The following is a 12,236-nucleotide window of genomic DNA, read 5'->3' as shown; positions in this document are numbered from 1 at the left end:
GCATGAGCCAGGTCCCCGCCGCCCGCCGCGCGCTGGCGGTGCTGCGCCTGCTGGCCGCCGCGCCCGGCCCGCTGCCCGCCTCCGCGATCGCCCGCGCCCTGGACCTGCCCCGCTCCAGCACGTACCACCTGCTCACCGCGATGGCCGAGGACGGCTTCGTCACGTCCATCCCCGAAGAGCGCCGCTGGGGCCTCGGCGTCGCCGCCTTCGAGATCGGCTCCGCCTACCTGCGCCACGAGCCCCTCGAACGCCTCGCGCGCCCCCTGCTGCGCCGGCTCGTCGACCGGGTCGGGGAGATCGCCCAGCTCGGCGTCCTGCACGGCGCGGAGACCCTCTACCTGCTCAAGGAGCAGCCGCCGCGGCACGCCACGCTCGTCACGGACGTCGGCGTCCGGATGCCCGCCCAGCTCACCGCGAGCGGCCTTTCCCTCCTCGCGCACCTCCCGCCGGCGCAGGTGCGCGCGCTGTTCCCGGGCCGCTTCGTGAACCGCACCGGCCGCGGCCCGGCGTCCCTGCGCGAGCTGCGCCGCGTCCTCGCGGAGGACGCGCGGCGCGGCTGGTCGTCCGAGGACGGCTACATCACGGAGGGCTTCGCCAGCATCGCGGCGTGCGCGTTCGACCACACCGGCCACCCGACCGCCGCCGTCACCGTCACGTTCCGCCGCGACCGCCATCCGCCCGAGACCTGGCCCGACCTCGCTGCCCACACCCGCACCGCCGCCAGTGCCCTGACCACCCGCCTCACCGGCCGCCCGCCCTCCTGACCCTAGGTAGATTAAGAATTTGCCTAATACCTCTAGGCAAGCTAGCGTCGCGGCCATGCGACCCCTGACCGAGCGCGACATCCGCACGTCCTTCGTCAACTGCTCCAAGGGCGAGGCCCGGCGGCTCGGCCTGCCCAAGGACCTCGCCGAGCGCCCCTGGGACGACCTCGACTTCCTCGGCTGGCGAGATCCCGGGGCGCCCGAGCGCGCCTACCTGGTCGCCGACCACGGCGGCCGCCTCGTCGGGGTCGCGCTGCGCGGGACGTCCGGCACGTCCCGCGGCTTCACCGCGCGCAGCCTGTGCTCGCTGTGCCTGACCACCCGGACCGGCGGCGGCGTCGCCCTGATGACCGCGCGGCGGACGGGCGAGGCGGGACGCCAGGGCAACACGGTCGGCCAGTACCTCTGCACCGACCTCGCCTGCTCGCTCTACCTGCGCGGGAAGCGGCAGGCCGCGGTCGGCGGGGACCTCGACGAGTCCCTGACCGTGGACGAGAAGGTCGCCCGCACGCGGGCCAACCTGCACGCCTTCCTCGACAAGGTGACCGCCTGAACCGGCGCGCCGGGGATCCCCCGGCAAGGCCGGGCGGCGTGCGGCCGGGCATTCATTACCATTCAACGGACGCCCATCCCATCGGTCGTCCTTTTCCGGCCCAGGCGGGATATTCGCTGAAGCCGCGGCGAACTCTAGGGCAAGATGACTCCATGCCCGATCGCGGAATCCACGGAAAGCGACACCGTGGCCACGGTGGGCATTTGAATGGTCACTTGCCGCGGCCGTCCGCCGGAACCGGCCCGGGCACGCGACCAGCAGCCGCCTCCGTAGCCCAAAGGTAGAGGCCAACTCCTTAAAAGAGTCGAAGTGTCGGTTCGAGTCCGACCGGGGGCACCGCGCATCGCCGCGGTATGCGGTGATCGATCGACGCGCGCCGGCCGACGGTGCCGACGCACGGGGCCCGGCAGGGCCCTTCCCGGTCGCGGCCGTGACCGTCCGCGCCGCCGGAACGGACGTCGAACACAGGCCCCGGCGCTCGCCGCCGGGTCGGTGGCGACGCCCACCGCAGAAACCGTCTACCGCGCGGGCGATTCGCAGATCGACCGGGCGCGGGCGTTGCGTGCGGCTTTCGGCCCGGTCTGGCGGTACGCCCGCGACATGGGCATGAAAGTGCATTTCCAGACCGCACATGCTCGCACTTTCACCGCCGCTGAAGCCCGGCAGTTCGCCGACGCGCCGGCCGGCGGCCGTGGTGGCGGCCGTTCACCGGGTGAAGATGCCCCGGCGGATTTCGAGGGGGCCGTCGGTGAGCGCGGTGACGTAGTTGATGACGCGGGTGTAGCCGTCGTCCAGGAGCATCGGCAGCGACGGGCCGTCGGGCGGGCCGTCGGCGAAGGTCTTGTCGATCCAGTCCCGGACCCAGGGTGTCTCGTCGGCCCATTCGACGGTGGTGAAGCCGGCCCGCTCGATCGAGGCGAGCAGCGCGCCGGCGGGGACGACGAAGCTGTCGGTGCCGTCGAGCGACCACGGCATCGGCCAGGTCAGGTCCGGCGGGCCGCAGGCCTCCCAGACGGCCAGGCGCGCGCCCGGCGCGAGGCAGCGGGCGATGTGGGAGAACCAGGCCGTCTTGTCGCCGACGTTCATCTGGACGTGCATGGTGATCGCCGCCTGGAAGGGCCGTTCGGGGGCGAACGCGGCGATGTCGCAGGTCTCGAAGCGGACGAGGCCGTCCAGCCCGGCCCCGGTGGTCAGCGCGCGGGCGGCGGTGACGTAGGCCGGGGTGATGTCGACGCCGGTGACCCGGTTGCCGGTGCGGCGGGCGATCTGGCGGGCCGGGCCGCCGAATCCCGAGCCGACGTCCAGGACGGTGCCGCCCTCGGCGAGGGCGAGGCCGCCGATGAGCAGGTCGACCGCGTCGGCGCCGCCGATGTGGAACTGGTCGAGGTCGCCCGGCGTCCCCGGGTGGTCGCGCAGGAGGCGGTCGATGGTCCGGTCGATGCCGGTCTCGTCGTAGGTCATCGCGTCAGTTTAGTTTTTAAACTTGCTGGTTTCTATAGTAAACCGCAGTGGGCTAGGCTCGGCGGGTGCGAAGCTATGGCCAGTACTGCTCGATCGCCCGGGCCCTCGACGTCGTCGGCGACCGCTGGACGCTGCTGATCGTCCGGGAGCTGCTCCTGCGGGGGCCGTCCCGGTTCACCGATGTGAAGAACGGGCTGCCCGGCGTCGCGACCAACCTCCTGTCGACCCGCCTGAAGGAGCTCGAGGACGCCGGGCTGGTCGTCCGCGAGGACGCCCCGCCGCCCGTCGCCACCGTCCTGTACGCACTGACCGAGGACGGGCTGGCGCTGGAGCCGGTGTTGAAGGCGCTCGGGCTCTGGGGGCTCCGGCTCATGGACGCCGAACGCCCGGACGACGCGTTCCAGGCGCGCTGGCTCGCCTACGCTCCCGCCTGGTTCGCCGCCGACGCCGATCCCGGCGCGCCGCCGGCGGTCGTCCAGCTGATCGCGTCGGGCGAGGAGGCCGTCATCGAGGTCGGCGGAGGGGAGGTCCGCGCCCGCACCGGGCGCGCCGCCGACCCCGACCTCGTCCTGGAGGGGCCGCCCCGCGCCGTCCTCGGGCTGCTCACCGGCGTGATCGGCATCGACGACGCCGCCGGGCTCGGGTTGACCGCCGAGGGCCGGCGCGAGGTGCTCGCCCGCCTCCGGCCCGTCGGCGGCGGCTGAATCAGGAGAGGCGGAAGCGCGACACGAAGTTCCAGATGACGGCGTTGGCGTCGATGTCCTGGGTGGTGCCGCCGAGCAGCGGCCCGAGGTACGGCGTGCCACCGGGCCAGTTATGGCCGCCGCCCTTGATCTGGTACAGGATCACCGGCGCGGCGGCGGGGCAGCCGTCGTAGGCGTGCTTGACGACGGTCGTGCCGTCGTCGGGGTGGGTGTCGGCCAGGCCGGTGTCGGTCGTCGTGGTTCCGCAGCCGTTGTTGCGGGCCCAGAACGGCGCGGCGGCCGTCGCGGTCGCGTAGGGGACGATCGGGTCGGCGTCGCCGTGGATCATCAGGACGGGCACGGCGCGGCCGGGGTGGCAGGCGGCCTGGTCCTGGAGCTGGCCGGAGACCGGCGCGTAGGCGGCGAACCGCTTGTTCTCGCAGGCCAGCTTGCTGGTGAAGAATCCGCCATTGCTCATGCCGGAGGCGTAGAGGCGGCGCGGGTCGGCGTTGAAGCGGTGGACGAGGACGTCCTGGAGCGCGGACACGAATCCGGGGTCGTCGACGTCGGCGCCCGGCTGGCCGCCGGCGACGCCCTGCCAGCCGGTGCCGTGGTGCTCCGGCGTGATCATGATGAAGCCGCGGGTCCGGGCGTAGTCGGCCATGTGCCCGTAGAACTCGGCGAACAGCGGCGTCTCGAACAGCCCCGGGAAGTGGAACAGGGCCGGGAGGGGCCGGCCGTCGTAGCCGTCCGGCAGCCGGAGGATCGCCGCCCGCCGCTGCCCCGCGTGGACGAGGTGGATCGCGTGGTCGCCCGGGTCGGGGTGGCGGTCCTGGACGGTGAAGCCGACCGTCCGGGTGCTCGTCCGGCCGCCGGCCTCCACGGTCCCCTGGCCCTGCCAGGTCACCGTGCCGTCCGAGGGCGTCCGGACGCCGCTGACGACGGTCGCGGAGATCCGCACTCCGGCGTCGTCGAGGCCGAAGGTCCCCGACAGCCCCGCGAGGGTGCGCGACAGCCCGAACCGGACGGTCGCCGTCCCGCCCTTCGTCCCGCGCAGCGTCCCCTCCCCCTGGACCTTGTTGGTGTTGTAGTCGGGCGTGGCCTCGGTGACGGTGATCCCGCCGGAGCGCAGGTCGCCGTCGAGCCGGTAGGCGGGCGCGCCGTCCACGGTGACGGTGATCCGGTCCGGGCGGAGGGCGTCGGCCCGCGCGGACGGCGCCGACGCGACCGCCGGGGCCGCCATCGCGGTGCAGGTCAGCGCCACTGCCGCGGCAAGGCGCCGGGGGGCGGTGAGGGGATGCGGGGGCATGGCCGTCCTTCCTGCGGGCGTCCCCCCTGCGCCGCGGCGTGCCGCCGGGCCCGCGGCCCGGCCGTGTCGAGCCGAGCCTAGGTTCGCCCGCCGGGCGGCCGCTGCTCACGGAATGGAGACCGCGCCCCCTCCGATTGCGCACTCAGTGACAAAACCCGCCGCGCCCGGGGCGCGCAGGCCCCCGCCGGCGCCGCCTGCGTGGGGGGCGGGCGGCGCCGGCGGAACGGGGGCGGCCGTGGCTACCAGCGGTACCAGCGGCCGCGGCGGCCGGACGGGCCGGTGCTGCGGGCGACGAAGCCCAGCAGCCACACGATCAGGACGATCGCGGCGATGATCCAGAGCACCTTGAGGGTGAAGCCGATCCCGAACAGGAGCAGCGCGAGGAGCAGGACGAGAATCATGAGCCAGGGCATCGGGGGGTCCTCCTTGTCGAACGTGTCGGCGGAGGATGTCCCCAAAGAAGAGCGTTTGACTCTTGACAAGCATCACGTTTCGCCGGGGTGCCGCCGCCCGTCCAGGACGACGGTTCGGCCCTCGTCGGCCGCGAGGACCTCGCCGCCGAACTCGGCGCGAGCGGCGGCCACCGCGGCGGCGCGGTCGTTGCCCGGCCAGAAATGGGTGAGCATCAGCCGCCGGGCGCCCGCGTGCCGCGCCCACCGGCCGGCCTCGGCGGAGGTCAGCAGGTTCCGGACGGCGGCGCCCGTCTCGCCGGGACGGTCGGTCGCCTCGACGATGAACAGGTCCGCGTCGCGGCCGAGGTCCGCCAGCCGGGGATCGGGGCCGGTGTCGCCGGAGTAGGCCAGCACGGTCCCGCCGGCCTCCAGGCGGACGCCCGCGTTCGGCACGAAGTGCGGGAGCGGCAGCCCCGTCAGCCGGAACGGGCCCACCCGATGGGTGCCCGGGAGCGGCCGCACGTCGAAGACCGCACGCAGGTCGACGTCGGGTTCGAGGCCGGCGAGCCGGTCGAGGACGCCGGGCGGGCAGTACAGCGGGAGGCGGGGCGCGCCGGGGCTCCCGTAGAACCGCAGGCGGAACAGCCCGTGCAGGTCGACGCAGTGATCGGGATGCTCGTGGGTGATGACGACGGCGTCGGGCGCGCCGTCCGGCCAGTGCGCGAGGAGCCGCGGCAGCGTCGCGTAGCCGAGGTCGAGGACGAGGCGGTGGCCGTCCCAGTCCACCGCGAAGCCGCTGCAGGCCCGGCCCGGTTCCGGGAAGGCGCCGCAGCCGCCGAGGACGGTGATCTGTCTCATCCGCCCCAGCATGCCAGGGACGCGGAAGCCCGCCGCGGCGGGCGCGGCGGGCTTCCGAGCGGGCTTCCGGACGGGTCAGACCAGGCCGGCCTTGCTGAGCCAGTCCTTGGCGACCTTCTCCTGGTCGTCCTTGTCGATCGCGATCCGCTTCATCATGTCCAGGAGGTCCTGGGTGGTGAGCTTGGCGGAGACGGCGTTCAGCGCCGCCACCGCGGTCGGGTTCACCGCGGACTTGTTGACCAGCGGCGTCACGTTCTGCGCGCTGAAGACGTGCTGCGGGTCCTCCAGGACGACGAGCTTCTTCTGCACGATGGTCGGGTCGGTGGTGAACAGGTCGGCGGCCTGCACCTTGTTCTCGGTGAGCAGCTTGACCAGGGTGGCCTGCGCGCCCGCGTCGAACGGCTGGAACTTCTTGAAGTCCAGCCCGTACACCTTCTTCAGGCCGACGAGGCCCTGCTGGCGGGTCTTGAACTCCGACGGGCCGGCGATGGTGAGCTGGTTCGCGACCGGCTTGAGGTCGGCGATGCTCTTCAGGTGGTACTTCGACGCCGTCTGCGGGTTGACGGTGACGGAGTCCTTGTCCTCGGCCTGCGCGGAGTTCAGGACCTCGACCGACGGCGGCAGCTTGGCTTTGAGGGCGGCGTTGACCTCGTCGGTGGTGGCCGCGGTGCTGGTCTTGTCGACCGAGGTGGTGAGCAGGGCGCCGTTGTACTCCGGCATCACCCCGATGCCGCCCTTCACGACCTGGTCGTAGTAGATCTCGCGGGCGCCGATGTTGAACTTCCGGTTGACCTTGAGGCCCTTGGCCTCCAGCGCCTGCGCGTAGATCTCGCCGATCAGGCCGCTCTCCGGGAAGTTGGCGCCGCCGACGGTGATGGTGCCCTTGGCGGCGCCGCCGCCGGACAGCGGGTTCTTGTCGTCGCCGCCTCCACCGCCGCCGCAGGCGGACAGCGTCAGGGCGGCCACGAGGCCGACGGCCGCGCCACGGATGATGTGCTTCATGGTGGTGTCCTTCTGTTGGAAAGGGTCAGGAGGAACGGGCGGTGCCGAGCAGGCCCGGCGAGACGACGAGGCGGCGCAGCGCCGCGAACACGACCTGGACGATCAGCGCGAGCAGCACCACCAGCACCGTCCCCCCGACGACGAGCTGGTAGTCGTTGCGGGCCAGCCCGTCGATGATGTAGCGGCCGAGGCCCCCGAAGCCGGGGTAGGCGACGATGGTCGCGGTCGCCACCACCTGGATCGCGGACGTGCGCAGCCCGAGCAGGATCAGCGGCAGCGCCATCGGCACCTCGGCGCGCCACAGCACGCCCCAGCCGGTCATGCCCATGCCGCTGGCGGCGTCCTTGGCGTCGGCGTCGACGCCGCGCAGGCCCTCGTAGGTGTTGACGAGGATCGGCGGGACGGCGAGGGCGACGAGCGCGATCAGCGCGGCCGTGATGCTGTAGTGGACGAGGACGACGTACACCACCAGGCCGAACGTCGGGATCGCGCGGGCCAGGTTCGCGACGCTGACCACGGCGAAGCCGCCGCGCCCGGTGTGCCCGACGAGCAGGCCGAGGGCCAGCCCGATCACGGCGGCGCAGGCGAGCGACACCCCGCTGTAGATCACGTGCTGGAGGAGCCGGTGCGGGATGCCGTCCTCGCCGTGCCACTGCGCGGACGCGGTCAGCCACGTCCAGCAGAGCCGGATCTGGTTCCAGACGTCGTTCACGAAGCCCTCCTGCGCGCTCGCGACCACGGGGTGAGCAGCCGCTGGACGATCACGAGGACCGCGTCGGTGGCCAGCGCCAGCAGGACGATCAGCACGGACGCCGCGAGGATCTGGGTCTGGAACTGCAGCTGGGAGCCGCGGATGATGTCGTAGCCGAGCCCGCCCTGGCCGATCAGCTGGCCGATCGCGACGAGGCTGATCGACGACACCGCGGCGACCCGGACGCCGGCGATGACGACGGGCACCGCGATCGGCAGCTCGACCTGGACGAGCCGGCGCAGCGTGCCGAACCCCATCGCGGTGGCGGCCTGCCGGACCGGTTCGGAGACCGCGCCGAGGCCGTCCACCACGTTCGGGATCAGCACCGACAGGCTGTAGAGGGTCAGCGGGATCATCACCGTGGACGCGCTCAGCCCGGTGTACTGGATGAACAGCATGAACAGGGCCAGCGACGGGATCGCGTACAGCACGTTCGAGACGGTCAGGACCGGCGCGTACAGCCACTGCCAGCGGCGGCACGCGAGCCCGGCGGGCAGCGAGATGAGCAGCCCGAACAGCACCGGCAGCAGCGCGAGCCGGATGTGGATGAGGGCGTGGTCGCCGAGCGTGCCGGTGTGGTCGCCGATCCAGCCCCAGTCGATGTCCATCAGTCGCCGGCACCGCCCTTCACAGGCGCGTCGGCCCGCTCCGGGGTGTCGGCGGGCTCGGCGGCGGCGCTGTCGGCGGCGGCGCGGCCGGCGAGGCCGTGGGTGGGGACGGCGAGCAGGTCGGCGCCGCCCGCGGTGCCGACCACCGCGCCCGTCTCGTCGACCCCGACCGCGAGGCCCGCCGGGGACAGGACGGCGGCGTCCAGCGCGACGCGGACCGAGTCGGCGCCGGCGCGGAAGGTGGCGCCGACCGGGACGAGCCGCGCCTCCGCCAGCGGGCCGGTCTCGTCGGCGGGCCGGGCCCAGCCGAGGGGCCGGCGGTCCGCGTCGACGACGAGGACCCAGTCCAGCCCGGCGGCGTCCGCCGCGTCCGCGGACCCCGCGAAGACCGCGTCGTCGCTCAGCCGCAGCCCGCCCGTCTCGGCGAAGCCGAGGGTGCGGATGCCGCGGTTCTGCCCGATGAACCCGGCGACGAACTCGTCGGCGGGGTGGGCGAGCAGGTCCTCGGGGGCGTCGACCTGGACGAGCCTCCCGCCCGTCTGGAACACCGCGACGCGGTCGCCGAGCTTGATCGCCTCGTCGATGTCGTGGGTGACGAACACGATGGTCTTGTGCAGCTCGGCCTGCAGGCGCAGGAACTCGTCCTGCAGCTCGGCGCGGACGACCGGGTCGACGGCGCTGAACGGCTCGTCCATCAGCATGATCGGGGGGTCGGCGGCGAGCGCGCGGGCGACGCCGACGCGCTGCTGCTGGCCGCCGGACAGCTGGAACGGGTAGCGGCGGGCCATCGACGGGTCGAGGCCGACCCGCTCCATCAGCTCGTGCGCGGCGGCGCGGGCCTTCTTCTTGTTCCAGCGCAGCAGGTACGGGACGGTGGCGATGTTGTCCTCGATGGTGCGGTGCGGGAACAGGCCGGCGTGCTGGATGACGTAGCCGATGCCGCGCCGCAGCTCGGCGGGCCTGCGCTCGCGGACGTCGCCGCCGTCGATGAGCACGCGCCCGGCGGTGGGCTCGACCATGCGGTTGATGGTGCGCAGCGCGGTGGTCTTGCCGCCGCCGGAGGTGCCGACGAACACGGTGATGCGCCCGGTGGGGCACTCCAGGCTGACGTCGTCCAGGGCGACGGTGCCGTCCGGGTAGCGCTTGGTCACGCCCTCAAAGGTGATCAAACGATTCACGTCCTCGTTGGGCGTCGCAACGCCGATGATCGACTTCGGCCTTCTCCCCAACCGTAACCAATGTGTACCGTCTCGTCAGAGTCCCGCCTTGTCCGGAACGTCGGTTCTTGAGGATAACTACCTGAAATTAGGGGAAAGTAGCGTAGGCCCGTGGAGAACAGCCGAATCGTTATCGACGGGACCTCGCTCACCTGCTCCCAGGTGGTGCTCGCGGCCCGCGAGGATGTGACGGTCACCATAGATTCCGGCGGGGTGGAGCGCGCCCGCGCGGCCTGGCGGGTGGCCCGCGAGGTCGCCGGCTCCCAGCCGGTCTACGGGCGGACGACCGGCGTCGGCGCCAACCGCGTCGTGGACGTCGAGTGGGAGGACGCCGACGCGCACGGGCTGCGGCTGCTGCGCAGCCACGCGGCCGGGGCGGGGCCGCTGGTCGCGCCGGAGATCGTCCGCGCGATGCTGGCCGTCCGGCTGAACCAGATCGCGGCGGGCGGCTCGGGCGTCGAGCCTGGAGCGCTCCAAGCGCTGGCGGACGTCCTCAACCTGGGCCTCCTCCCGCCCGTCCCGGTGTACGGGGCGATCGGCACCGGCGACCTGACGGCGCTGGCGTCGACCGCGCTGTGCCTGCTCGGCGAGCGGTCCTGGCTGGCCGGGCCGGACGGGGCGCCCGAGCGCGGCCCCGGCTACCGGCTCCAGTCCGCCGACGCGCTCGCCTTCATCAGCTCCAACGCCGCGACGCTCGGGGAGTCGGCGCTCGCCGTCGCCGACCTGCGGCGGATGCTGCGCGCCTCGACGGTCGTGGCCGCGCTCTCGCACTTCGCCGTCCGGGCGTCGGAGGAGCCGTACGCGCCGCCCGTGCAGGACGCGTGCCCCCACCCCGGCCAGCGCGAGGCCGCCGACGCGATGCGCACCCTGCTCGCCTTCGACCGGCCCGCCCCGATGCGGATCCAGGACCCGTACGGCTACCGGGCGTTCCCGCAGGTCCACGGGCCGGCGCTGGAGGCGGGGGCCTACGCCGAGCAGGTCGTCACCCGCGAGATCAACGCGGCGGCGGAGAACCCGCTGGTCGACGTCGCCGGGCGGACGGTCTGGCACAACGGCAACTTCCACACCGCCTACGTCGGGCTCGCGCTCGACGCGGCCCGCGCCGCCCTGTTCCAGACGATGGCCCTGGCCGCCGCGCGGCTGGGCACGCTCGCCGAGCCGTCGTTCACCGGCCTCTACCCGTTCCAGGGCGCCACGGAGGCGTCCTCAGGGATCATGATCCTGGAGTACGTGGCGCACTCGTGCCTCGCGGACGTGCGCCGGCTCGCCACCCCCGCCGCGCTCGGCAGCGCCGTGCTGTCGCGCGGCGTCGAGGAGCACGCGGGCTTCTCCACCCAGTCGGCCCGCGCGACCACCGACGCCGTCGCCGCCTACCGCCTCGGCCTCGGCTGCGAGCTCGTCGCGGCCGTCCGGGCCCTGCGGATGCAGGGGCGCGCCCCGTCCGGCGGGCCGCTGCGGTCGGCGTTCGACCTGGCCGAGGCCGTCCTCGACCCGCGCGTGGAGGACCGCCCCCTCGACGCCGACATCGCCGTAGCCGCCGACCTCCTCCCCCGCCTCGCCCGCCTGCACCCCTAGGAGGGCGGGCCGCCGGTGGAGGTGCGGATGCGGAGCGACGGCTCGCGCACCACGCGGCGCTTGCGCGGCTTGCCGTCGATGACGTCGACGATCAGCCGGACGGCCGCGTGCACGATGCCGTCGATGTCCCAGTCGACGGACGTCAGCGGCGGGGTGAGCAGCGCCGACATCGGATGGTTGTCGTAGCCGCAGACCGCGATGTCGCCCGGGACCTCCAGGCCCAGCTCGCGGGTCGCGGCGTACACGCCGTAGGCGATGGAGTCGGCGAAGCAGAACACCGCCGTCGGCCGGTCGGGGCCGCCGAGGACGCGCAGCGCGACCTCGGTGGACTCGGCGAGCGACTGCGGCACCACGACCACGCCGACGCGCAGCCCGAGCCGTTCGGCCTCGGCGTTGACGTGCACGTCGGCCGGGCGGTCGGGGGTGCTCGCGCCGGTGGAGGTGAACACGGTGACGCGCTCGTGGCCGAGGTCGCGCAGGTGCTCCAGGGCGAGCGTGACGCCGCGCCGGTTGTCGAACACGACCTCGCCCTGCGACCGGCCGCCGTGCAGGGCGTCGCCGATCGACACCACCGGGACCGTCTCCGACAGCTCGGCCCAGAACGGCGCGGCCGGGTCGAGCGGCTGCACGATCAGCCCGTCCACCCGCTGGTCGCGCAGCCGGCGGGCGAGCGCCAGCTCGCGCTCGGGGTCGCCGCCCGCGTCGACGATCAGCGCGTAGCGGTCGCGGGCGAGCAGCGCCCGGCCGATGCCGGTGGCGAGGGACTGCTGCCAGTAGTCCTCCAGCGACCCGCACAGCAGCCCGACCTGGTCGGTGCGGCCGCTGGCCAGCGCGCGGGCGATGGGGTGCGCCTCGTACCCGAGCTCCTCGGCCGCCGCCCGGACCCGCTCCTGGGTCTCCTCGGAGGTCTGGATGCCGCGCAGCGCGTACGAGACGGCGGCGGGCGACAGGCCGGTCGCCTGGGCCACCTCACGGATGGTCGCGCGCTTGCGCCTCTCCGACATCTCTCCAACCCTAGACGGCCCCGCTGACAGAACGGGGGACCCCACTTGACGGGACGATT

General features: G+C 73.6%; 13 protein-coding genes and 1 tRNA gene. 5 read left to right on the top strand and 9 right to left on the bottom strand.

Annotated elements, in window-relative coordinates; translation table 11 throughout:
* The first annotated feature begins 2 nt into the window (after positions 1-2).
* The 3 genes from F9B16_RS12205 (at position 3) to F9B16_RS12195 (ending at position 1,653) form a co-directional block, all read left to right on the top strand.
* Complete coding sequence (locus F9B16_RS12205; protein WP_151540135.1) at positions 3-764, top strand: IclR family transcriptional regulator; 762 nt, start codon at positions 3-5, stop codon at positions 762-764.
* Positions 765-819: 55 nt separating this feature from the next.
* Positions 820-1,317, top strand: coding sequence for an FBP domain-containing protein (locus F9B16_RS12200; protein ID WP_151540134.1), 498 nt, complete (start codon positions 820-822; stop codon positions 1,315-1,317).
* A 263-nt stretch (positions 1,318-1,580) separates the two neighbouring features.
* Positions 1,581-1,653 (top strand) — tRNA-Leu (locus F9B16_RS12195).
* Between the two features lie 369 nt (positions 1,654-2,022).
* Here F9B16_RS12195 and F9B16_RS12190 read toward each other — a convergent pair.
* Positions 2,023-2,778 (bottom strand): SAM-dependent methyltransferase, encoded by a 756-nt coding sequence (locus tag F9B16_RS12190; protein WP_151540133.1) that lies wholly within the window; start codon positions 2,776-2,778, stop codon positions 2,023-2,025.
* A 65-nt stretch (positions 2,779-2,843) separates the two neighbouring features.
* Between F9B16_RS12190 and F9B16_RS12185 the strand changes: the two genes are divergently transcribed.
* The gene (locus F9B16_RS12185; protein WP_151540132.1) at positions 2,844-3,482 is read left to right on the top strand and encodes a winged helix-turn-helix transcriptional regulator; all 639 of its coding nucleotides are present in this window, start codon (positions 2,844-2,846) and stop codon (positions 3,480-3,482) included.
* Between the two features lies 1 nt (position 3,483).
* On the opposite strand, the gene F9B16_RS12180 is transcribed toward F9B16_RS12185, so the two are convergent.
* The 7 genes from F9B16_RS12180 to F9B16_RS12150 form a co-directional block, all read right to left on the bottom strand.
* On the bottom strand, positions 3,484-4,770 hold the full coding sequence (locus F9B16_RS12180; protein ID WP_151540131.1) for an alpha/beta hydrolase family esterase: 1,287 nt from the start codon (positions 4,768-4,770) through the stop codon (positions 3,484-3,486).
* A 239-nt stretch (positions 4,771-5,009) separates the two neighbouring features.
* Positions 5,010-5,183, bottom strand: coding sequence for a hydrophobic protein (locus tag F9B16_RS12175; RefSeq protein ID WP_192808745.1), 174 nt, complete (start codon positions 5,181-5,183; stop codon positions 5,010-5,012).
* 72 nt (positions 5,184-5,255) lie between these two features.
* Complete coding sequence (locus tag F9B16_RS12170) at positions 5,256-6,020, bottom strand: MBL fold metallo-hydrolase (protein ID WP_151540130.1); 765 nt, start codon at positions 6,018-6,020, stop codon at positions 5,256-5,258.
* A 75-nt stretch (positions 6,021-6,095) separates the two neighbouring features.
* Entirely contained in the window at positions 6,096-7,022 is a 927-nt protein-coding gene (locus F9B16_RS12165; protein WP_192808744.1) for an ABC transporter substrate-binding protein, read from the bottom strand.
* Positions 7,023-7,047: 25 nt separating this feature from the next.
* The gene (locus tag F9B16_RS12160) at positions 7,048-7,734 is read right to left on the bottom strand and encodes an ABC transporter permease (RefSeq protein ID WP_151540129.1); all 687 of its coding nucleotides are present in this window, start codon (positions 7,732-7,734) and stop codon (positions 7,048-7,050) included.
* The gene (locus tag F9B16_RS12155; RefSeq protein ID WP_151540128.1) at positions 7,731-8,381 is read right to left on the bottom strand and encodes an ABC transporter permease; all 651 of its coding nucleotides are present in this window, start codon (positions 8,379-8,381) and stop codon (positions 7,731-7,733) included. Before F9B16_RS12155 ends, F9B16_RS12160 begins: the two co-directional genes overlap by 4 nt.
* Positions 8,381-9,550: an ABC transporter ATP-binding protein gene (locus F9B16_RS12150; protein ID WP_151540127.1), complete on the bottom strand. Its 1,170-nt coding sequence runs from the start codon at positions 9,548-9,550 to the stop codon at positions 8,381-8,383. Before F9B16_RS12150 ends, F9B16_RS12155 begins: the two co-directional genes overlap by 1 nt.
* Before the next feature lie 159 nt (positions 9,551-9,709).
* Between F9B16_RS12150 and F9B16_RS12145 the strand changes: the two genes are divergently transcribed.
* Positions 9,710-11,173, top strand: coding sequence for an aromatic amino acid ammonia-lyase (locus F9B16_RS12145; protein WP_151540126.1), 1,464 nt, complete (start codon positions 9,710-9,712; stop codon positions 11,171-11,173).
* Here F9B16_RS12145 and F9B16_RS12140 read toward each other — a convergent pair.
* Positions 11,170-12,177 (bottom strand): LacI family DNA-binding transcriptional regulator, encoded by a 1,008-nt coding sequence (locus F9B16_RS12140; RefSeq protein ID WP_151540125.1) that lies wholly within the window; start codon positions 12,175-12,177, stop codon positions 11,170-11,172. The genes F9B16_RS12145 and F9B16_RS12140 overlap by 4 nt on opposite strands.
* Positions 12,178-12,236 lie beyond the last annotated feature (59 nt).

The organism is Actinomadura montaniterrae (assembly GCF_008923365.1).
Lineage (GTDB): Bacteria > Actinomycetota > Actinomycetes > Streptosporangiales > Streptosporangiaceae > Spirillospora > Spirillospora montaniterrae.
The sequence above is the reverse complement of the archived record's forward strand: the minus strand, read 5'-3'. Positions and strand labels throughout refer to the sequence as shown.

Bases quoted from the DNA above. Each gene is read 5' to 3' on its own strand.
- F9B16_RS12205 (WP_151540135.1), top strand. From the start codon at position 3: ATGAGCCAGGTCCCCGCCGCCCGCCGCGCGCTGGCGGTGCTGCGCCTG.
- F9B16_RS12200 (WP_151540134.1), top strand. From the start codon at position 820: ATGCGACCCCTGACCGAGCGCGACATCCGCACGTCCTTCGTCAACTGC.
- F9B16_RS12190 (WP_151540133.1), bottom strand. From the start codon at position 2,778: ATGACCTACGACGAGACCGGCATCGACCGGACCATCGACCGCCTCCTG.
- F9B16_RS12180 (WP_151540131.1), bottom strand. From the start codon at position 4,770: ATGCCCCCGCATCCCCTCACCGCCCCCCGGCGCCTTGCCGCGGCAGTG.
- F9B16_RS12175 (WP_192808745.1), bottom strand. From the start codon at position 5,183: ATGCCCTGGCTCATGATTCTCGTCCTGCTCCTCGCGCTGCTCCTGTTC.
- F9B16_RS12170 (WP_151540130.1), bottom strand. From the start codon at position 6,020: ATGAGACAGATCACCGTCCTCGGCGGCTGCGGCGCCTTCCCGGAACCG.
- F9B16_RS12165 (WP_192808744.1), bottom strand. From the start codon at position 7,022: ATGAAGCACATCATCCGTGGCGCGGCCGTCGGCCTCGTGGCCGCCCTG.
- F9B16_RS12155 (WP_151540128.1), bottom strand. From the start codon at position 8,381: ATGGACATCGACTGGGGCTGGATCGGCGACCACACCGGCACGCTCGGC.
- F9B16_RS12140 (WP_151540125.1), bottom strand. From the start codon at position 12,177: ATGTCGGAGAGGCGCAAGCGCGCGACCATCCGTGAGGTGGCCCAGGCG.